At 56.6% G+C, this 20,736-nt stretch carries 16 protein-coding genes; 15 read left to right on the plus strand and 1 reads right to left on the minus strand.

Annotated elements, in window-relative coordinates; translation table 11 throughout:
- The first annotated feature begins 1 nt into the window (after window position 1).
- The 6 genes from PEL01S_RS11655 to PEL01S_RS11680 all read left to right on the plus strand — a co-directional run bounded on the left by PEL01S_RS11655 (window position 2) and on the right by PEL01S_RS11680 (window position 6,983).
- Window positions 2-268 (plus strand): YlbG family protein, encoded by a 267-nt coding sequence (locus PEL01S_RS11655; protein WP_063177736.1) that lies wholly within the window; start codon window positions 2-4, stop codon window positions 266-268.
- Between the two features lie 222 nt (window positions 269-490).
- The gene (locus tag PEL01S_RS11660) at window positions 491-931 is read left to right on the plus strand and encodes a hypothetical protein (RefSeq protein ID WP_127460414.1); all 441 of its coding nucleotides are present in this window, start codon (window positions 491-493) and stop codon (window positions 929-931) included.
- A 158-nt stretch (window positions 932-1,089) separates the two neighbouring features.
- Window positions 1,090-2,001, plus strand: a complete 912-nt coding sequence (locus tag PEL01S_RS11665) for a selenium metabolism-associated LysR family transcriptional regulator (RefSeq protein ID WP_127460415.1) — start codon at window positions 1,090-1,092, stop codon at window positions 1,999-2,001.
- Window positions 2,002-2,045: 44 nt separating this feature from the next.
- On the plus strand, window positions 2,046-2,894 hold the full coding sequence (locus PEL01S_RS11670) for a PHP domain-containing protein (protein ID WP_127460416.1): 849 nt from the start codon (window positions 2,046-2,048) through the stop codon (window positions 2,892-2,894).
- Complete coding sequence (gene galU, locus PEL01S_RS11675; RefSeq protein WP_127460417.1) at window positions 2,891-3,757, plus strand: UTP--glucose-1-phosphate uridylyltransferase GalU; 867 nt, start codon at window positions 2,891-2,893, stop codon at window positions 3,755-3,757. The genes PEL01S_RS11670 and galU overlap by 4 nt, the downstream gene beginning before the upstream one ends.
- Before the next feature lie 217 nt (window positions 3,758-3,974).
- Window positions 3,975-6,983 carry a CheR family methyltransferase gene (locus tag PEL01S_RS11680; RefSeq protein ID WP_127460418.1) on the plus strand — a complete coding sequence of 1,003 codons (3,009 nt, stop codon included), beginning with the start codon at window positions 3,975-3,977 and terminating at the stop codon, window positions 6,981-6,983.
- 61 nt (window positions 6,984-7,044) lie between these two features.
- Here the strand turns inward: PEL01S_RS11680 and PEL01S_RS11685 are convergent, their stop codons facing one another.
- Window positions 7,045-8,814, minus strand: coding sequence for an Rqc2 family fibronectin-binding protein (locus PEL01S_RS11685; protein ID WP_127460419.1), 1,770 nt, complete (start codon window positions 8,812-8,814; stop codon window positions 7,045-7,047).
- Between the two features lie 196 nt (window positions 8,815-9,010).
- On the opposite strand from PEL01S_RS11685, the gene PEL01S_RS11690 reads away from it, so the two are divergent.
- From PEL01S_RS11690 to priA, 9 genes are all read left to right on the plus strand, one after another.
- Window positions 9,011-11,803: a calcium-translocating P-type ATPase, SERCA-type gene (locus PEL01S_RS11690; protein WP_127460420.1), complete on the plus strand. Its 2,793-nt coding sequence runs from the start codon at window positions 9,011-9,013 to the stop codon at window positions 11,801-11,803.
- Window positions 11,804-11,952: 149 nt separating this feature from the next.
- Window positions 11,953-12,789 (plus strand): diaminopimelate epimerase, encoded by an 837-nt coding sequence (gene dapF, locus PEL01S_RS11695; protein WP_127460421.1) that lies wholly within the window; start codon window positions 11,953-11,955, stop codon window positions 12,787-12,789.
- A gap of 32 nt (window positions 12,790-12,821) precedes the next feature.
- Window positions 12,822-14,717: a bifunctional homocysteine S-methyltransferase/methylenetetrahydrofolate reductase gene (locus PEL01S_RS11700; RefSeq protein ID WP_127460469.1), complete on the plus strand. Its 1,896-nt coding sequence runs from the start codon at window positions 12,822-12,824 to the stop codon at window positions 14,715-14,717.
- A 29-nt stretch (window positions 14,718-14,746) separates the two neighbouring features.
- Window positions 14,747-15,628: a YicC/YloC family endoribonuclease gene (locus PEL01S_RS11705; RefSeq protein ID WP_127460422.1), complete on the plus strand. Its 882-nt coding sequence runs from the start codon at window positions 14,747-14,749 to the stop codon at window positions 15,626-15,628.
- A 151-nt stretch (window positions 15,629-15,779) separates the two neighbouring features.
- Window positions 15,780-16,040, plus strand: a complete 261-nt coding sequence (remA, locus tag PEL01S_RS11710; protein WP_009672664.1) for an extracellular matrix/biofilm regulator RemA — start codon at window positions 15,780-15,782, stop codon at window positions 16,038-16,040.
- Window positions 16,030-16,671 (plus strand): guanylate kinase, encoded by a 642-nt coding sequence (gene gmk / locus PEL01S_RS11715; protein ID WP_127460423.1) that lies wholly within the window; start codon window positions 16,030-16,032, stop codon window positions 16,669-16,671. The genes remA and gmk overlap by 11 nt, the downstream gene beginning before the upstream one ends.
- Before the next feature lies 1 nt (window position 16,672).
- Window positions 16,673-16,888: a DNA-directed RNA polymerase subunit omega gene (rpoZ, locus tag PEL01S_RS11720; RefSeq protein ID WP_054974465.1), complete on the plus strand. Its 216-nt coding sequence runs from the start codon at window positions 16,673-16,675 to the stop codon at window positions 16,886-16,888.
- 75 nt (window positions 16,889-16,963) lie between these two features.
- Window positions 16,964-18,169: a bifunctional phosphopantothenoylcysteine decarboxylase/phosphopantothenate--cysteine ligase CoaBC gene (coaBC, locus tag PEL01S_RS11725; protein WP_127460424.1), complete on the plus strand. Its 1,206-nt coding sequence runs from the start codon at window positions 16,964-16,966 to the stop codon at window positions 18,167-18,169.
- A gap of 7 nt (window positions 18,170-18,176) precedes the next feature.
- The gene (gene priA / locus PEL01S_RS11730) at window positions 18,177-20,681 is read left to right on the plus strand and encodes a primosomal protein N' (protein ID WP_127460425.1); all 2,505 of its coding nucleotides are present in this window, start codon (window positions 18,177-18,179) and stop codon (window positions 20,679-20,681) included.
- The last annotated feature ends 55 nt before the right edge of the window (window positions 20,682-20,736 follow it).

The following is a 20,736-nucleotide window of genomic DNA, read 5'->3' on the forward strand; positions in this document are numbered from 1 at the left end:
CATGTTTACCGAGCGAAGCGGCATTATTGTCTGGGTAAGCGATTTGAAATCGGCCGGCAAGCATTTGGAGAAATATGGGAATGTCCATTTTATTTCCAAAAGACTGCACTATGCCGCGATGTACGTTTATTCCAGCCGTTTGGACGAAACGATGAAGCAGCTTCAGAAGCTGCCGTTTGTAAAAAAGGTGGAACGCTCGTATCGAAACGAGATCAAAACCGAGTATAACAGTAACGTTCCGGATAAGACAAGATTCTATTCCCTGTAATTTCGGAGCGAATACACGATCATAGCTTACGATAAGAAAGGAGCTTCTGTGCGCAGAAGCTTCTTTTTTTTGGCATGCGTACCTTAGACAAGCAGCGAGTTCTGACTTAGGTTTCTAAAGTTTTTTTAATTTGATTCTCGAGTTGGAATAAGGCAAAATAATAGGTAGCTTTAGGTGTACATAGGGTAACGGAACTATTTTTGTAGGAAAGGGGTTGGGGTGTTGAACGGAGGGAAAGTCGACGGCCGGGAACGAAAAAACGTATCGCGCGACGGGCTGCTTAGAGGCAAGCCGATTGCGGATATCGTCGTCACCCATCACGCTCGCAGCCGATGGGTCGATCGGGTGGAAACGGAGAAGACAGGCTTTCACGACATTACGGCTTTTTTATGGAGCAAGCTGAAGTCGAACTCGATCCAACCCTACTACAAAAACGAGCAGGATGTTTACCTGATCGATGAGGATTTGGTCATGGTCGCCGAATTTGTCAAGATGGACACATCGGAATCGGCGGAGGAACCGGAGGCGTACAAAATGATCGTCGTCACGTTCCTCGGGAGGATGTCAGAGACGATGGAGCTGCGGGATTTGCGCTCCTATTATTCATGGCTTCGCCATTCGCGGCGCATGACGCTGATCAAGAACAGCCGTAAGCGGAGATAAGCTGCAAAGATTCAAGCATGCCGGGAGTCGGCATGCTTTTTTAGCGCTTTCCCGCCCACAAGAAAACCAACCGCTGATCCGCGGTCGCGCATCCTAGAATTAGCTTCGATAAAGGTTTTCTTATATAATGAGGCTACAACGCTTGCGGAGGAGTCGTTATGGCGCTTAACTTTCACCAGCTTCATATTTTTCATACCGTTGCGGAGAAGGGGAGCTTCTCCTATGCCGCGCAGGCGCTGCATATGACACAGCCGGCGGTGACGATGCAGGTGCAGTCGCTTGAGGACTATTTCGGGACGAAGCTGTTCGTACGGTCGACCAAGCGGGTCGAGCTGACCGAAGCCGGCCGGACGCTGCTGCCGTTTGCGTCCCGCAGCATTGAGCTGATGAGGGAAACGGACATCCGAATGTCCAAATTCACGCATATGCTGGAAGGCCGACTGCATCTGGGCGCGAGCTTAACGGTGGGGGAATACGTGTTGCCCCGGCTGCTCGGACCGTTCGGACAAGAATATCCGAACATCTCCGTCAGCATGAAGGTCATCAATACGAAGCAAATTTTGGAGGAAGTGCTGAGTCATCAGTTGACCTTCGGCTTGGTGGAGGCCGATGTGCATCATCCGGACGTGCATACGGAAGCCGTATTGAACGACGAATTGAAGCTGATCGTGCCAAGGCGTCATCCGCTTGCCGAACGTGAGCAGATCGGTCTGGAGGAGCTTGCAAAGTATCCGTTTATTTTGCGGGAGCAGGGCTCGGGAACGCGCAAGGTGATGGAGGAGGAGCTGGCCCGGGCCGGCTGCGATGTGTCCGCCCTGAAAATCGTGATGGAGCTCGGTAGTACGGGGGCGGTAAAATCGGCCGTGGAGGCGGGACTCGGCATTTCGATCGTGTCGCAATCCTCCGTCAAGCATGAAGCTGCACTTGGTGTCTTGCAGGTGAAGAACGTCGAAGGGGTTTCCTTCGCCCGCAGCTTTCATGCCATTTACTTAAACTCTACGCTGCTTCCCATCTCGGCCGTGACCTTCATGACCTTTTTGCGGGAGCGCGATTTAAGCCAGTGGCTATAACAGCAGACTTTGGTTTGGAGAAAAAAAGGAGGTCTGTAGGTTCTATGGCATTCGCAGATTTGCATACGCATACGCTGGCCTCGGATGGTACGAGGCCGCCTGCCGACAATGTCCGGCTGGCCGCAGAAGCGGGACTCGCAGCGGTAGCGATAACTGATCATGATTCGGTTGGCGGACTCCGGGAGGCGATGGAAGCGGGCTTGAAGTACGGCATCGCTGTCGTGCCGGGCGTGGAGATCAGCACCGTCCATGCCGGACAGGACATTCATGTGCTCGGCTATTGGATCGACGATACGGACCCCCAATTTCTGTCGAGGCTTGCAGAGCTGAGAGAAGTGCGCAACCGGCGCAACGAGATGATCGTGAACAAGCTTCAGGAGCTGGGACTGTCCGTTACGATGGACGACGTGCTCGAATCGCTGCGGACCTCGAAAAAAGCGGGCGACACTGTAGGCCGTCCGCATATCGCCGATGCCTTGGTGCGCAAAGGGTATGTAAGCTCGATGGCCGAAGCGTTCGACCGTTATTTGGCCAAAGGGGCGGCAGCCTATGTGAACCCGCCTCGCATCACGCCGCAGCAGGCGGTGGAGTGGATTTTGGAGGCCGGCGGAGCTCCGGTGCTGGCGCATCCTGGGCTGTACGGGCAGGACGAACTGATCCCGCTGCTTGCGGAAGTCGGGCTCGTCGGTGTGGAGGCATTTCATTCCGACCATACACCGGAGCAGGAAGCGCACTATGAAGTGTTGGCCGCCGCGCACGGCTTGTTAGTAACCGCGGGATCTGATTACCATGGCGAACGGGGCGGCGTCGTGTTTCATGCGCCGATCGGGGCGCGCCGCGTCGATGCGGACGTCGTAGACCGGCTATTCGAACGGAGGGGGATGCGGTCATGACCGTACGCAAAGCGATTATTCCGGCTGCGGGACTCGGTACCCGATTTTTGCCGGCCACCAAGGCGCAGCCGAAGGAGATGCTGCCGATCGTCGACAAGCCGGCGATTCAATATATCGTAGAGGAAGCCATCTCGTCCGGTATCGAAGATATTATGATTATTACCGGGCGCAATAAGCGGGCCATCGAAGACCATTTCGACAAATCGATGGAGCTTGAGACTATTCTCGAAGAAAAAGGAAATCGGGAGCTGCTCGACATCGTTCAGTCCGTATCGAACCTGGCTGACGTTCACTATATTCGTCAAAAGCAGCCGCTTGGGCTCGGCCACGCGGTGCTTTGCGCCCGCAAATTTATCGGCAATGAGCCGTTCGCCGTGCTGCTTGGAGACGATATCATTCAATCAGAGCCACCTTGCCTGAAGCAAATGATCGATCTGCACGAGGCGACGAATACGTCGGTGATCGCTTGCCAGGAAGTGCCCTGGGACGACGTGGACAAATACGGTATTATCGCGCCCATGGCAGGGCAGCAATCACATTGTTATATCGACGGCTTGATCGAGAAGCCGGAACGCGGACAAGCCCCGTCCAACTGGGCGATTATCGGGCGGTATATCCTCACTCCGGATATTTTCGATATACTCGAGCATAGCGAGCCCGGCCGCGGCGGCGAAATTCAATTGACCGACGCGTTGCAGGTGCTGAACCGGCTGCGGCAAATGGTGATGTTTCCAGTACCGGGCAGGCGCTTTGATGTCGGCGACAAGCTGGGTTACCTCGAAGCGACGATCGAGATGGCACTGGAGCGGGAGGAGCTTCGCGGACCGTTCGAAAGTTATTTGCGCAAGCGGTTAGGCTTGTAGGAAGACCGTCCTTCTAGCGGAATGTATCCGCCGGAGGGGCGGTTTTTATTTTAGGATACCGGTGTACCACGCTGTCAAAAAAAATGAGCGAAATTGGAAGAAAACGGGTATACTTGAGCTGTAGCTTTATTTTTGATACGGAATCCTGTGGACGTAACGAGTTAAACATGGAAGGGAACCGGGATTCATGTACCGGCTGGGAAAGAGGTTGAAATGAATGAACGGTAATCAAGCATTGCAGTACAGGCTGTGTCCGTACGAATCCGGGGGGAAAATCGTCGGAAGAGGAGCGCCGGCCGGCGGGCTTGAAGCATTGCCGCAATTTAGGCCGGAAGACGGCGAACCGGAGCCCGTGTATGACGAACTGGCGCTGCAGCGGGTTTGCGGACTGCTGAACAAAGCATGCGGAGTCGACTTCCAGAACTACAAACGAAGCAGCCTCATCCGGCGCATCGAGCGCCGCATGGGCAGACTGAACCTGACAGGGATGGAGGATTATGCGCGACTGTTAGCAGACGAGCGGGACGAACTGCTCGCGCTGGGCAAAGATCTGCTTATCGGGGTGACGCATTTTTTTCGCGACCCACAGGCATTCGAGATCATTCAGAAAAAAGTCATTCCCGCCATCGCGGAAAACAGACGGCACGAACGGCATATCCGCGTCTGGGTTGCGGGATGCTCCACCGGCGAAGAAGTCTACTCCCTCGCTATGCTGTTTCATCAATTCAACGAGTGCTCGGCGGAGCCTTATGCGGTCAAAATTTTCTCCACCGATCTGGACTCGGACTCGGTTGCTGCGGCCAGCCAAGGCATCTATCCCGAAGCGGCGGTGAACAGCCTGCCGAAACCATGGCTGAGACGGTATTTTACCCGAAACGGAGACCTGTATCACATCGATAAAGACATTCGCAAGATGGTCGTGTTTGCGCATCACAACATGGTGGAGGACCCGCCGTTCAGCCGCTTGGATCTGATCGCCTGCCGCAATCTGTTGATTTACCTGCGATCGGAGACGCAGCAGAAGGTGCTGTCGACGTTTCATTTCGCGCTTAATCCGGATGGGTTTATGTTTTTGGGACCGAGCGAAACGATCGGCCGGCTTACGCATTTATTTGTCCCTTATAATCGCAAGTGGAATATTTTCAGGCAGAAGCAGCCGCCGGGACCGGGGCCGGTGTTCGCAAGCGAGATCGACAGGGGCGACCCCAGCGCTCCCCAGACACGTCCGACAGCAGCGGCATGGCGGGATCGTCGGCCGTTGAAGGACGTACAAAGCTTCATGAAAACGGACGAGTTGTATGCGGCTTTTGTGGACGAGCACATGCCGCCCTGTATGGTAATCGCCGAAAACAACGAAGTCATTCATCTCAGCGGCAACGTGAATCCTTATGTAACGCTGGCGAAGGGAAGGCCGAGCTGGAACATTTACAAAATCGTCGAGGCTCGCCTGGCAGTGGCGATTGTAACAGCCATGCAAAAAGTCCGCAAAGAAAAGCGGGCCGTTTATTATCAAAACATGAAGGTAAGCGGCTCCGAGCCTTCGTCACCCGTTAACCTGATCGTAAAGCCGTTTTCATTGAAAAATAAAAAATTCGACAAGCTGGTACTCGTTTTGTTCGAGAAGCCGGAGCATCTTGGCCATCCGGTCCGGGCCGCCGACGAATTCGAACCGAGCGTCAACCATCGGATGATCGAGCTGGAGCAAGAGCTGCGGCAAGCGGAGGAGTCGCTTCAAGCAACGATCGAAGAGCTGGGGATGTCCAACGAGGAGCTTCAAGCAACCAACGAAGAGCTGGCGGCGGTGAACTCGGAATATCAGTTCAAGCTTCAGGAACTGGCCGAAGCGAACGACGATATGGACAATTTTTTGACCGGCACCAACATCGGTACGGTCTTCTTGGACACCGACCTGTGCATTCGCCGGTTTACGCCCGCCATCACGAAGGAAATCAACTTATTTGAGGTTGATTGCGGGCGTCCCTTCGGATACATTTCGCATAACTTTGATGACGAGGGCATCTTAAGCGACGTTCAAAACGTGCTGAAGACGCTGATTCCCATCGAGCGGGAGATTCGGAGCCGCGGCGGGCTGTGGTACAGCATGCGCGTTTTGCCTTACCGTACGAACGATCATGTGATCAAAGGCATCGTCCTGACATTCGTGGACATCACGGAGCTGAAGTCGTCCAACGAGCAGCTGCTTAAGCTTTCTTACGCCATAGAGCAAAGCCCCTGCGTCATCGTCATTGCCGATGCGGAGGGGAAGATCCAATACGCGAACGCCAAATTTACGGAAATGACCGAGTTCCAAATGGCTGGAGTGGCGGGCAGTTCCCTTCGCGAGCTGAATCATTGGGACGCCTCCGGGACCTCGTTCGAGGAAGTCTGGAGCGTGCTCTCGTCCGGACACGAGTGGAAGGGTGAGCTGGAATGCCGGCGCAAAAACGGGCCGAATTACTCGGAATCCGTCAAAATATTGCCGATTAAAGATCGGGATGGCCGGATTATCCATTATCTTAAAATCGCCGAGGACATTACGGAGCGGAAGCAAACGGAGGAATTGCTGCGGAAGTCGGAGATGCTGTCGGCCGTCGGCCAGCTTGCCGCCGGCATCGCGCATGAAATTCGCAATCCGCTGACCGCACTCAAAGGCTTTACCAAGCTGATGAACTCGGGAGGGCAGCACGGAAACTATTTGTCCATCATGGCGGACGAACTGGAGCGGATTGAAGAGATCGTCGGCGAGTTGCTCGTGCTGGCGAAGCCGCAGGCGGTCGACTTTTTGCCGAAATCTGTGGCTTCGATCCTGCATGACGTCATTATGCTGCTCGAAACGCAAGCCATCATCAGCAAGGTGACCATTGAAACGGACATCGAGGATGAGCTCCCGCTGGCAAACTGCGTCGAAAACCAGTTGAAGCAGGTATTCATCAACGTGCTGAAGAACGGAGTGGAAGCGATGCCGGGAGGCGGCACGTTCCTCGTCAAGGCGGAAAAGTCGGAGCGAGGCAGCATACGCATCAGCTTTATCGACCAAGGCTGCGGCATTCCGGAGGCCAAGCTGGCGAAGCTGGGACAACCGTTTTATACGACAAAAAACAAAGGAACGGGTCTTGGGCTCATGGTCAGCTACAAAATTATCGAAAATCATCGCGGGTCCATGACCATAACGAGTAAGGAAGGGTTCGGAACGACGGTCGTGATTGAACTTCCGGCGGTGCCGTAAATGAAAAAGCACCTGAATCCGCAATACTGCGGATTCAGGTGCTTTTGCTCGCTGTTCGGGTTTATTTTATGGCTACCTGCAGCTGCTTGATATTCCCCGGGTCGGGCGTGACGAACAGCGTTTTTTGATGGTCGTAGATCACGAATCCCGGCTTGGCGCCGCTAGGCTTGCGCACGTGACGGATGAGCGTATAATCGACCGGCACCTGGCTCGATTCCTTGGCTTGGCTGAACCAGGCGGCAAGCTGGGCCGCTTCGTTCAAGGTAGCATCGCCGTACTCGGCGCTGCGAATGACGACGTGAGAGCCCGGAATATCTTTCGTATGCAGCCACGTATCGCCGGAGTGGGCGAGCCGGTTCGTCAAGTACTCATTTTGCGTGTTGTTTTTGCCGACATAGATCGGGATGCCTTCGCTTGAAGTGTAGCAGGCCAGAGCCGGCTTTTGGTTCGGCTTTTTTTTGCGTCCTTTTTTGCCGCGGTCCCGCACGTAGCCTTGCTCCGTCAGCTCCTCGCGGATTTCCTCGATATCGGTCAGTCCCGCGCTGGCAAGCTGCTGCAGCAAATTGTCCAAATAGCGGATTTCCTCGTGCGCCTCGGTCATCTGCTGCTGAACGGCAATCAAGCTGTTTTTGCTTTTGGTATATTTCTTAAAATACCGTTGGGCGTTCTCGGACGGCGTCAGCAGCGGATCAAGCTCGATCGTAATGGGACGCTGCTCTTCATCGTAATAGTTCACGACCTCGATTTGCTTGTCGCCTTTGCGGATTTGGTGCAGCGAAGCGGTAAGCAGTTCGCCCAGAATGCGGAAGCGGTCCGCTCCGCGGGCGTCCTCCAGCGTCTCTTCCAGCTTTTCCAGCTTTTTGATGTTTTTGTTGCGTTCGTTGCTGAGCAGCCGGAACAGATCGGCTACGCGCTGCTTCACGGTATCCCGCTCGGCCTTGTCTCCGTAATAGGCCTCGAGACAGACACTGATCGAGGCGAAGCGCTGCGTCTCGCCCTGCACGTGGCTTAGCTCTGTAATGGAGAAGAACGTTTTGCCCGTCGACGCTTCTTCGACAATAACCGCCTCTGTCGCTCCGGCTTCCAGCTTTTCGGCGAGCTCCCGGAACGGAGCCCACAGCTTCGCGGGCATTTCGGACGGCAGAGGTAGCCCTCCGTTGGCGGCGCGGTACACAAGCTCACGGGCGATGAGCGGGCTGAACCCGCTAAAATGCCCGACGAGCACCTGTTCCCAGAAGCGCGGGGAAGCGGGCTCATCGGCCGCCTCGGCCGCTTCGGCAAGGAGAGCGGTGAACCGCTCCTCGCTCAGCCCGAACGGAAGCAGCTTGTGCTGCTCCGGCGGCGCCGTGTAGACGCTGCCCGGCATGACGATGCGGTAGCTGCTGATCGCCGGCGTGACGTGATGAATGCCGTCGGTAATGATCCCGGTCGCCGGGTCCTTCAAAATAATATTGCTGTGGCGGCCCATAATCTCCACGACGATAGTTTTGAGACTAAGGTCCCCGAGCTCGTCGCGCTGCCGGATGTTCAGATGCAATATCCGCTCGAGACCGGGCTGCTCGATCGCTTCGATGATGCCTCCCTCGCAGTGCTTGCGCAGCAGCATGCAGAACATCGGCGCTTCCAGCGGATTCAGGAAGCTCTGCTCGGTGAGATGCACCCGGGGGTAGGTGGGATTGGCGGACAGCAGCAGCTTAAGGTTGCGGCCAGTCGCGCGGATTTGCAGAACGATATCGTTTTCCGATGGCATCTGCACTTTATTGATGCGGGCCCCGACGCAGCATTGCAGCTCGCGGGCCAGACTATGAACGACGAGACCGTCGAAAGACATGCGGGACAACTCCATTCTTCATGCGCAAAAAGCGATTTTTGAGTGCTACCCTCTATCATGCCATATTTTGAAGCAAATTTTAAGTCGTCGGGCTCGCATGTGTCTGAGGTGGCCCCGGCGTTCCTTTCCCAGGTGCTAATTTCCAGCTTGTCTGAATAGATTTAACATAGACAACCTTTTGGGAGGGAAAAAGCAGATGAGTCAGAAGAAGTGGTATCAAATGTCGACGGAAGAAACCCTGCAGTCGTCCGGGACAGAGCCTTCAAAAGGGCTGACTATGGAGGAATCGGAAAAACGTCTGGCCGCATACGGCAAAAACGAGCTGGCGGAAGGACAAGGCGTGTCTCCCGTGACGCTGTTTTTGAACCAATTCAAAGACTTCATGGTGCTCGTGCTCGCCGGAGCGACACTCGTGTCGGGTCTGCTGGGCGAATATTTAGACGCGGTCGCGATCATTGCGATTATTATCATGAACGGCATTCTCGGCTTCGTGCAGGAATTCCGGGCGGAACGATCGCTGCGGGCGCTGAAGGAGCTGTCGGCGCCGAACGCCAAGGTGCTGCGGGAGGGCCAAGTGGAGCTCATACCGGCACGATGGCTGGTTCCGGGGGATATCGTCGTGCTGGAAAGCGGCGACCGGGTGCCGGCGGACATCCGGTTCATCGAGACGAATGGCCTTTATGCGGAAGAGTCCGCGCTGACAGGGGAATCCATGCCGGTCGCCAAACATACGGCGCCGCTGGAGGGAGAAGACATCCCTCTGGGGGATCAGCGAAATGTAGGCTTTATGGGAACGATGCTGACGAGAGGAACGGCCAAAGGCGTCGTGGTTCGTACCGGCATGGCAACGGAGATGGGCAAGATCGCCGACCTGATCCAAAATACCGACGCCACCGAGACGCCTTTGCAGCACCGACTCGAGCAACTCGGCAAAATATTGATCGTCGTGGCGCTGGCGCTGACGGTGATGGTTGTGGTTGCTGGCATCCTGCACGGGCAGGAACCGTACGGCATGTTCCTCGCCGGAGTGAGCCTGGCGGTCGCCGCGATTCCGGAGGGGCTGCCGGCGATCGTGACGATCGCTCTGGCGCTTGGGGTACAGCGGATGATTCAGCGCAAGGCGATCGTCCGCAAGCTGCCTTCCGTCGAGACGCTCGGCTGCGCTTCGGTCATCTGCTCAGACAAAACCGGCACGCTGACGCAAAATAAAATGGCCGTGACCCATTTATGGACGGGCGGCGAGCTGCTTGAGGTGACGGGGAACGGCTACGACCCGCGCGGCGATATTTTGAAGCAGGGGCAGCACGTCGATGTGCGGAAAAACCAGATGCTGCGCCGGCTGCTGCAGGTTTCCGTGCTCTGCAACAACGCGGAGCTGCGGGAGGAGCGGGTGGAGTCCAAGAAAAATCAGCCGGACGACGAGACGGAGGGCGTGTGGAGCATCAAGGGCGATCCGACGGAGGGAGCGCTTGTCGTGCTTGGGGCCAAAGCCGGTGTTACGCAGCAATCGCTCGAAGGCTTGTATCGGCGCATCGTGGAGTTTCCGTTCGATTCGGAGCGCAAGCGGATGTCGGTCATCGTCGAGCATCAGGGCGGCCGGATGGTCTGCACGAAGGGAGCGCCTGACGTTCTGGTGCAGCAGTGCGCCTACGTGCTGTGGGACGACAAAATCATCCCGTTCACTCCGACGCTCAAGCAGAAGGTGATGGCGGCGAACGAAGGGATGGCTAAAAACGCGCTCCGCGTGCTTGGCCTGGCTTACCGCGATTTGAAACTGACGGAACGGAGCGAGGAAGAGACGGCGGTGGAAAGCCAGCTTGTGTTCGTCGGTCTGACCGGGATGATCGACCCGCCGCGCAAAGAAGCGCGGGAAGCGATTCTCAAATGCCGCAAGGCCGGAATCAGAACGGTCATGATCACCGGCGATCACCAGACGACGGCGGAGGCCATCGCCAGGCAGATCGGCATTCTGCCGCAGGACGGCCTTGCTCTGAACGGCCAGCAGCTTAGCGCGATGAGCGACGACGACCTGGATAAGCGGATCGGCGAGGTGTACGTCTACGCGCGCGTATCGCCGGAGCATAAGCTGCGCATCGTCAAGTCGCTGCAGCGCCAAGGCCACGTCGTTGCGATGACCGGCGACGGCGTGAACGACGCGCCGGCGATCAAGGCGGCGGATATCGGCATCGCCATGGGGATCAGCGGGACGGACGTATCGAAGGAAGCGTCCGCGCTCGTGCTCAGCGACGATAATTTTGCCACGATCGTCTCGGCCATCGAGGAAGGACGCGGGATTTACGAAAATATCCGCAAATTTATCCGCTACTTGCTCGCTTCGAATGTCGGCGAAATTTTGACGATGTTCCTCGCCATGCTGGCCGGGCTGCCGCTGCCGCTCGTGCCGATTCAGATTTTATGGGTCAATCTCGTGACGGACGGCTTGCCGGCCATGGCGCTCGGCGTGGATCAGGCGGAGAAGGATCTGATGCAGCAGAAGCCCCGCCTGGCCAAAGAAAATATTTTCGCTCGACGCCTTGGGTGGAAAATTATCAGCCGCGGCATTCTGATCGGACTGTGCACCCTGGCGGCGTTCTACATTACGCTCAAGCAGGGTGGGGACGGCCCGGGTGCGCTCGTCAAGGCGCAGTCGGTCGCTTTCGTCACGCTGGTGATGGCGCAGCTCATCCACGTATTCGATTGCCGCAGCTCACGCTCGATTTTCCACCGGAACCCGCTGCAGAACAAGTGGCTTGTGATGGCGGTCGTCTCTTCGCTGCTGCTGATGCTGCCGGTGCTCTATGTGGAGAAGCTTCAGCCGATTTTCAAGACGGTGCCGCTCGGGGTTATGGATTGGGTGCTTGTGCTCGTATTTGCAGGCATCCCGACATTTCTAATGGGCATCGGAAGCCTGATGAGCAAGCCGCGGAAACGGAAGCCTGCGTCTTACGGAGGCGGCGGGGCGAAGGCGATGAAGCCGGTCGTACGGTAAAGAGGACAAGAGCCGGACCCTTGCGAAAGCAGAGGGTTCGGCGATTTGCATTTTCGCCCGAATTCGGATAAAATTTTGCGGAACCGCTATGCACGGCTGCGAATTTGCGATATAGTAGGGTGTAAAACGCTGAAATGGGAGCCAAAACGATGAATTTCACGAAAATGCAAGGGTTAGGCAACGATTTTATCGTCTTGCACGGCCACAAGGAGCTTCCTACGGACGCATCCGGGCAAGCGATCCGGTTGTGCGACCGCCATTTCGGCATCGGCGCGGATGGTCTTGTCTACCTGCTTCCTTCGGCAAAAGCCGATTATATGATGCGAATCATCAATTCCGACGGCTCGGAGGCGGAGCAATGCGGCAACGCCATCCGCTGTGCGGCCAAATATATTTACGATCACGAGCTTGTTCCCCGGGACAAGACGGAGCTGACGATCGAAACGATCGGAGCCGGGGCGCAGGCGGTGCAGCTGACGGTTAAGGAAGGGCGCGTCGCTGCGGTACGTGTCGATATGGGCGCGCCGGTATTGAACGGGCTCGAAGTTCCTACGACGATCGACGAGCCGCAGGTCATTGGGTATCCGGTCACCGTCGATGGACTCGAATTCCGGTTCACCGCCGTGTCGATGGGCAACCCTCACTGCGTCATTTTTGTCGAGGATGCGGTCGGAACGGATCTGCACGCTTGGGGTCCAAAGCTCGAAACACACGCGTTATTTCCACGTAAAATTAATGTAGAGTTTGCGACGGTCCAGAGGCGCGATTACGCCGATATGCGGGTATGGGAACGCGGCGCGGGTCCGACGCTCGCCTGCGGAACGGGCGCCTGCGCCACGCTGGTGGCCGGGGTGCTCACCGGACAAATGGACCGGGAAGCGGTCATTTCCTTAAAGGGCGGCGAGCTTCGGATCGAATGGAACGAGTCGGACAATCATGTCTATATGACAGGTCCGGCGGAAATCGTGTTTAAAGGAACGCTGTAAGGTCCATCATGGAGAGAAGGGAGATGCCGTTGGTGAAACCGGATTTGCGAGAAGCTCTCAGACGTCAGGTGCTGGTAGGGGACGGGGCCATGGGTACGTACCTGTATCAGATGGGTTTTCCTGTCGGCATTTCTTATGAAGAATTAAATTTATTGGAGCCCGATGTCATCATGGACGTGCATCGGCGTTATTATGAAGCGGGAGCGCGTTTAATCGAGACCAATACGTTCTCGGCGAACCGCGAAAAGCTGTCCAAATACGGGCTGGAGCAGGAGATGGAGGCGATCAACCGCGCCGGCGTTGAGCTGGCGAAAAAAGCGGTTGGAGACGACGCCTACGTTATCGGCGCTATCGGCTCGATCCGGGCGGGCAAACGCAAGAACGTCCGCACCGCCAAGGTCAAGGAAGATTTTCGCGACCAAATCGAGGTGCTGGTCGATACGCCGGTGGACGGGCTGCTGCTCGAGTCGTTCTACGATCTGGAGGAAATGCTGATCGCGCTGAGGCTGATCCGCAAGGTCAGCGAGCTCCCGGTCATTTGCCAGTTTGCCACCGAAGGCACGGGCTCGACGCATGACGGCATCCTGCTGACGGAAGCGTTCCGGAAACTGACGGCGGCCGGGGCGGATGTGGTCGGCTTCAACTGCCGGAGCGGTCCGAACGGGCTGCTGCGTTCGCTCCAGCGGGTCGCTGGCATGGAGGGCGCGCCGCCATTCTCGGTGTTCCCGAACGCAGGGATCGCCGACTATGTGGACGGACGCTACACCTATGCGGCGACACCGGAATATTTCGGGGAAACCGCCCGGAAATTCGTCGACCTGGGAGCGCGTATCGTCGGCGGCTGCTGCGGCACGACGCCCGAGCATATCGCCGCCATGGCGCAGTCGCTTCAGAACTATGCGCCCGACCCGGGTGCTTTGCGCTTACTGCAGGAAGCTGGCGAGGGAAGCGGGGCCGGCCGCATTGTGACGCGTCTGCAGCCCGTACCGTCGCCTCCCGCTCCGGAGCCGAATCTCGCTGAGCTCGCGAAGGAGCGCTATACCGTCATCGTGGAGCTTGACCCGCCGCGTGATCTGGACATTGAGAAGTTCATGCAGGGGGCGCAGGCGCTCAAAAATGTCGGGGTCGACGCGCTGACGATGGCGGACAATTCGCTCGCCGTCACACGGATGAGCAATTTGGCGCTCGGCAGTCTGGTGAAAGAGAGAATCGGCATGAAGCCGCTCATACACATCGCCTGCCGGGACCGCAACATGATCGGCACCCAATCGCATATGATGGGGCTGCATGCGCTCGGCATCGACCATGTGCTGGCTGTGACGGGCGATCCGGCCAAATTCGGCGATTTGCCGGGTTCGAGCTCCGTGTACGATCTGACGTCGTTCGAGATCATCCGGATGATCAAGCAGTTGAACGAGGGAATTGCTTTTTCCGGCAAGTCGCTGAAGAAGAAAGCGAATTTCGTCGTCGGAGCCGCCTTCAATCCGAACGTCAAGCACTTGGATAAAGCGGTGCAGCGGCTTGAGCGCAAAATCGAGTCCGGCGCCGATTATATCATGACCCAGCCGGTCTATAATGCGGAGCTGATCGAGAAGGTGTACGAGGCGACGAAGCATCTGGACGTTCCGATCTTTATCGGCATTATGCCGCTCGCCAGCGGGGGCAACGCTGAATACCTGCACAACGAGGTTCCGGGCATTCAGCTATCGGACGAAGTCCGGCAGCGGATGAACGGGCTCAAGGGCGAGGAAGGACGAGCTATGGGCGTGCAGATCGCCAAGGAGCTTCTTGATGCGGCGATGCATTATTTTAAAGGAATTTACCTGATGACGCCGTTCCTTGCTTACGAGATGACCGTACAACTGACGGAGTACGTTTGGGAGAAAGCGCATCGGCTTGATTCCCACTTGTACCCACTATCAAAATGAATTAGAATAGGATAATGGATGTGAAGGCCATGGTCATCAGTATGACCGGCTTCGGACAAGCCGCACGTACGACGGACGGCTTCCGGATCCAGATTGACCTGAAATCGGTCAATCACCGTTACTGCGAGATCGTGGTACGGATGCCCCGGGAATTTGCCCGTTACGAGAACGCGGTTAAGGCCGCCGTTCAGCAGCATGTAAGGCGTGGACGTGTCGATGCGTTCGTTACGGTCGAACGCGACCGCGACGTACCGCAAGCCGTCGAGATCGATTGGAGCTTGGCGATGGGCTATGCTCAAGCGGCCGAACAGCTGCGGGAACGGTTATCCCTTAAGGATGAGCTGAGCCTGCGCGATTTGCTTGCCATTCCCGGCTTGGTTGCGATCGGGCAAAATCAGGAGATGGCCGAGGAGCGGATGGAAGCGGAGCTCATTGCCTGCGCAGCGGAAGCGGCAAGGGAGCTTTCGGACATGCGTGAGAAGGAAGGCGCCTTTCTTCAGAACGATCTGATACAGCGTATCGGGACGATGGAGGATCATTGCAGCACAGCCTCGGGGATCGCGCCTCAAGTGGTCCAAGACTATGCCGGCAAGCTCCGCGCCCGGATCGAAGAGCTTTTGCAGCAAGCGCCTCCGGACGAGCAGCGGCTTGCCATGGAGATCGCCGTCTTCGCCGATCGTGCCAGTATCGCCGAAGAGCTGACTCGTCTGCAAAGCCACTGCAAGCAGTTCCGGGAGCTGCTGAAATCTTCCGAACCGGTGGGCCGCAAGCTCGATTTCCTCGTTCAAGAGATGAACCGGGAAGCGAATACGATCGGTTCCAAAGCGAATCACGCCCAGTTGGCCGCCGTAGTGGTCGACATGAAAGCGGAGCTCGAAAAAATACGGGAGCAGATTCAAAATATCGAGTAATTTTAGTAATTAACTCTTTCTTTTAAAATGATTTTTGTTTATTGCGGTTGGCGGAGAACAGAGGATCTGCCGGAGGCAGATGCTGCTGATTCGCAGCCACTGACGAACAACCTCTCATTTTAAAAGAAAGTTCCAGGGGGAACCTATAACAATGGCGATCAAACTAATCAACATCGGTTTCGGGAATATCGTATCGGCGAATCGAATCATTTCCATTGTCAGCCCGGAATCGGCACCGATCAAACGGATCATCCAAGAAGCGCGCGACCGCCATATGCTAATCGATGCGACTTACGGTCGCCGCACCCGCGCCGTCATTATCACGGACAGCGATCATGTCATTTTGTCCGCGGTACAGCCGGAAACGGTGGCGCATCGACTTTCCAATAAGGACGATGATCATGACGAGTAATGTAGGATGTACCCCTGCGGATAAGGGAATTTTGATCGTGCTTTCCGGTCCTTCCGGCGTCGGCAAGGGTACCGTCTGTAAAGCGCTGCGGGGCTGTGCGCCGGATATCGTATATTCGGTTTCCGCAACAACGCGGGCTCCGCGGCAGGGCGAAGTGGATGGGGTTAACTATTTTTTTAAGACTAGAGAACAATTCCAGCAAATGATCACGCAGGACCAGATGCTGGAATGGGCGGAATACGTAGGCAATTATTACGGAACGCCGCGTAAGTTTGTACAAGACACGCTGAACGCAGGCAAGGACATTATTTTGGAGATCGAAGTGCAGGGTGCGTTGAAGGTGAAGCAGAAGTTCCCGGAAGGGGTCTTCATTTTTCTGCTGCCTCCGTCGCTGCCGGAGCTTGAAAGCCGCATCGTCGGACGCGGTACGGAATCCGAAGAAACGATTCGCAGCCGCATGTCGGTGGCGGTCGACGAGATCGCGATGATGGAGCATTACGATTACGCCATCGTCAACGATCAAGTAGATCTCGCCTGTTCTCGCATCCGCAGCATTTTGACGGCGGAGCACTGTCGCAAAGACCGTATGGTTTCCAAAATTCAACACTGGATGGCTGAGGTGAAAAAATAACATGTTGTATCCTTCTATCGACAAGCTTTTGGACAAGGTAGACAGCAAGTATTCGCTCGTAGTAGCGGCCGCCAAACGGGCGCGCATGCTGCGTGACGGTTCCAAAACCGAAGTAAAACAAAAGAAGTCGCATAAATATGTAGGCCTGGCTCTGGAAGAAATCTATGAAGACCATATTTCCTACGAGAAATTGCAAAACAAAGAGTCCCTAAAGTAAACAACAACCCTCGTGGTTGTTATTTTTTTCGCAAGGATACGATTCATTGCCCGTAAGGGAAAGGAGCGAAGCCCCATGTTGAACGGAAAAACGGTATTGCTCGGGGTCAGCGGCGGCATTGCCGCTTACAAAGCGGCGGCGGTGTGCAGCAAGCTGACGCAGGCGGGAGCCGACGTACGGGTGATCATGACGGAATCGGCGACCAAATTTGTGGCGCCGCTGACGTTTCAAACGTTGTCGAGACACGACGTTATCGTCGATACGTTCGACGAAAAGGACGCTTCCGTCGTATCGCATATTGATCTGGCCGACAGGGCGGACGTCGTCGTGATCGCCCCGGCCACCGCCAACATTATCGGCAAAATCGCGCTGGGCCTCGCCGATGATATGCTCAGCACGACGCTATTGGCCACCATGGCGCCGATTCTCGTAGCTCCCGCCATGAACGTGCATATGTATGCGCACCCGGCGGTGCAGACCAACATGCAGAAGCTTGCGGAGCGCGGCGTCCGGTTCATCGAGCCCGGCACGGGTCAACTGGCTTGTGGCTATGTGGGCAAGGGGCGCTTGGCGGAGCCGGAAGAGATCGTGGCTGCGGTCGAACGGTTTTTCCAAGAGAAGCGGCTGCTTGAAGGGAAGCGTGTGTTGGTAACGGCCGGCGCGACGGTGGAACGGATTGACCCCGTCCGGTACTTGACCAACGATTCCTCGGGCAAAATGGGGTATGCGATCGCCGAAGAAGCGCGGCGGATGGGGGCGAGCGTGACGCTCGTTACGGGCAAAGCTTCGATTGCTGCGCCCACTGGCGTGACCGTGGTCAAAGTCGAATCCGCGCTGGAGATGATGGAAGCGGTCCTTTCCCGGCTGCCCGAGCAGGATGTGATTATCAAGGCCGCGGCTGTGGCCGATTACCGGCCTGCGGAGCAGGCGGAGCACAAAATCAAGAAAAACGAAGATGAAATGACGATGCGGATGGTGAAAAATCCGGATATCGCGCAAGCGGTCGGCGAACGGAAGAAGCCGTCGCAGCTTCTCGTCGGATTTGCAGCCGAAACGCAGCATTTGGAGACGTTTGCGCAGGAAAAGCTGAAGAAGAAGCGCTGCGATCTGCTGGTAGCCAACGACGTGACGATGGAAGGCGCAGGCTTCGGGACCGATACGAACGTCGTACGGATTTATGATTCCGGGGGGCTGGTTGAAGCGCTGCCTCTGATGTCGAAAGGACAAGTCGCGGCCAGATTGCTCACGCTAGTTGCGGATCGTCTCGGAAAGGGGAGATGACCGACGAATGTACGCCAAAGTTATTGTGGATGTCCCGGCCCGGCCTACGAACCGGGCATTTGACTATATAGTACCGGAAACGATGCGAGATTACATCGCCGTGGGGAGCCGCGTAGGCGTTCCCTTCGGCCCTCGGACCGTGCAAGGGTTTGTCGTAGAGCTTCACGACGGAACGGACCTCGACCCGGAGAAGCTGAAGCCAATCCGCCTGACGATGGACGTCACTCCTCCGTTAACCCCCGAGCTTGTCAAGCTGGGCCGCTGGATTAGCCGCACGTACCTTTGCCACGAAATTATTGCGCTGCAAGCGATGATCCCCGGCGCGCTGAAGGCCAAGTACGAACGGCATGTTAAGGTGGCCGACGACCTGGAGACCGAAGAAAAGCAGCCGGAGCTGCTGCCTCTGCTCCTCCCCGAGCAGGAAGAAATCCTCGCGCATGTCCGCAAGCACGAATCGGTCGAGCTGGAATCGCTGCTGCAAACCTTTTCGGAAAAAGGCGCACTGATCAAGCAGCTGCTGGAAGACGGTCGGCTGACGGAAATTCAAATGGTTAAAGACCGGATGTCGACGAAAAAGGCACTTTATGTGTTTCCGCCGAACGATCCCGATCAGTTGGAAGCGTGGCAAGCCGAGCTGCCAGCCCGTGCGGCCAAGCAAAAGCAGGTGCTCGCATTTCTGCAGGAGCATCCTGAACCGATCAAGCTGACGGAGCTGCTGACGAAGCTGCAAATCACCGCCGCTGCGGTCAAAGGGCTTGTCGAACGAGGGTGGCTTCGGCTGGAGGAAACCGAAGTGCAGCGCGATCCCTATGCGTCGCGCACGTTCAAGCCGACCTCGCCGCTCCCACTGACGCCCGAGCAGCAATCGGTGTTCGAACGGATCAGAGAAGCGGCGCAAGGACGGACGCGTCGCGTCTTTTTGCTGCACGGCGTGACCGGCAGCGGCAAGACGGAGGTCTATCTCCAGTCGATCCAATCCTGCTTGGATCAAGGCCGCGAAGCGATCGTGCTCGTCCCGGAAATTTCGCTTACGCCTCAGATGGTCGAACAGTTTAAAGGAAGGTTCGGCAATCGGGTCGCCGTGCTGCACAGCCGTCTCTCCAATGGCGAACGCTATGACGAATGGCGCAAAATCGTACGCCGTGAAGTCAGCGTCGTAATCGGCGCGCGCTCGGCGATTTTTGCTCCATTCACCAATATCGGACTCATTATTATTGATGAAGAACACGAATCGACCTATAAGCAGGAAGAAAGCCCGAAATATCATGCTCGCGATGTGGCAATCGCCCGGGCGGGCGAGCATGGAGCCTCGGTCGTGCTAGGTTCCGCTACGCCTTCATTGGAAAGCATGTACCGGACTTCCGTCGAGGCTGCGGCTTCGGCAACCCCGGATCGTCCGGCATTCGAATTGCTTTCGATGCCTTCGCGCGTTGAGGGAAGGCCGCTGCCAAGGGTAAACATCATCGATATGCGCGAGGAACTGAAAAACGGCAACCGGTCGATGTTCAGCCGCGCCTTGTATAAAGCGATCGAAGATCGGTTACACAAGAAGGAACAGGTCGTCCTGCTGCTGAACCGGCGGGGGTACGCCACGTTCGTCATGTGCCGCACCTGCGGCTATGTCGCGGATTGTCCGCATTGCGATATTTCGCTGACGTACCATCAAAGCTCCAAGGCGATCCGCTGTCATTACTGCGGCTACGCGGAGCGCGAACTGGCCGTCTGTCCGGACTGCGGCAGTGAGCATATCCGCCACTTCGGCACGGGAACGCAGCGGGTCGAGGAGGAGCTCGGCAAGCTGTTTCCCGGGATTCGCGTCATTCGCATGGACGTTGACACGACAACGGAAAAGGGCTCACATGAAAAATGGCTCACGATGTTCCGGAATCGTCAGGCTGACGTGCTGCTCGGCACGCAGATGGTCGCCAAGGGGCTTGATTTTCCTTACGTGACGCTCGTCGGCGCGCTCGCGGCCGATTCCGTTCTGAACCTGCCCGATTTCCGCGCCGCCGAACGGTCGTTCCAGTTACTGACGCAGGTAGCGGGACGCGCCGGACGGCATGAGCTGCCCGGCGAGGTGTTCGTGCAAACGTACACGCCGGAGCATTACAGCATTATGAGCGCGAGCAAGCACGATTATATGGGCTTTATGCGCAAGGAGATGCTGATGCGCAAGCTGCACAATTACCCGCCATTTCATCGGCTCGTCTTGATTACGCTGTCGCACGAGCAGGTGCAGCTGCTGCTTCGCGCAGGCGAAATGCTCGCTTCCCGTCTGAAAGAGCTCGCGCAGACGATGCAAGCGGACGGAACCGAGCTGGAGGTGCTGGGGCCCGTCGCTTCGCCGATTTCAAGGATCAAAGATAGATATCGGTTTCAATGCATGATAAAATATCGGGGAGAGACGGACATTTCCGCCTTGGTGCAGAAAGCGGCCGCTGTGCTTGACGATATCGTGAAGCAGCAAAAGCTGACGGTATCGATCGATGTCGATCCCCAAGTATTAATGTAACGGAGTTGTCAACCGGTCCATGCGGCCGGAATATACATAACGTAACAGCCGGCTG

Origin of the sequence: Paenibacillus elgii NBRC 100335 (genome assembly GCF_004000865.1) — a bacterium.
GTDB classification, from domain to species: Bacteria; Bacillota; Bacilli; order Paenibacillales; family NBRC-103111; genus Paenibacillus_G; species Paenibacillus_G elgii.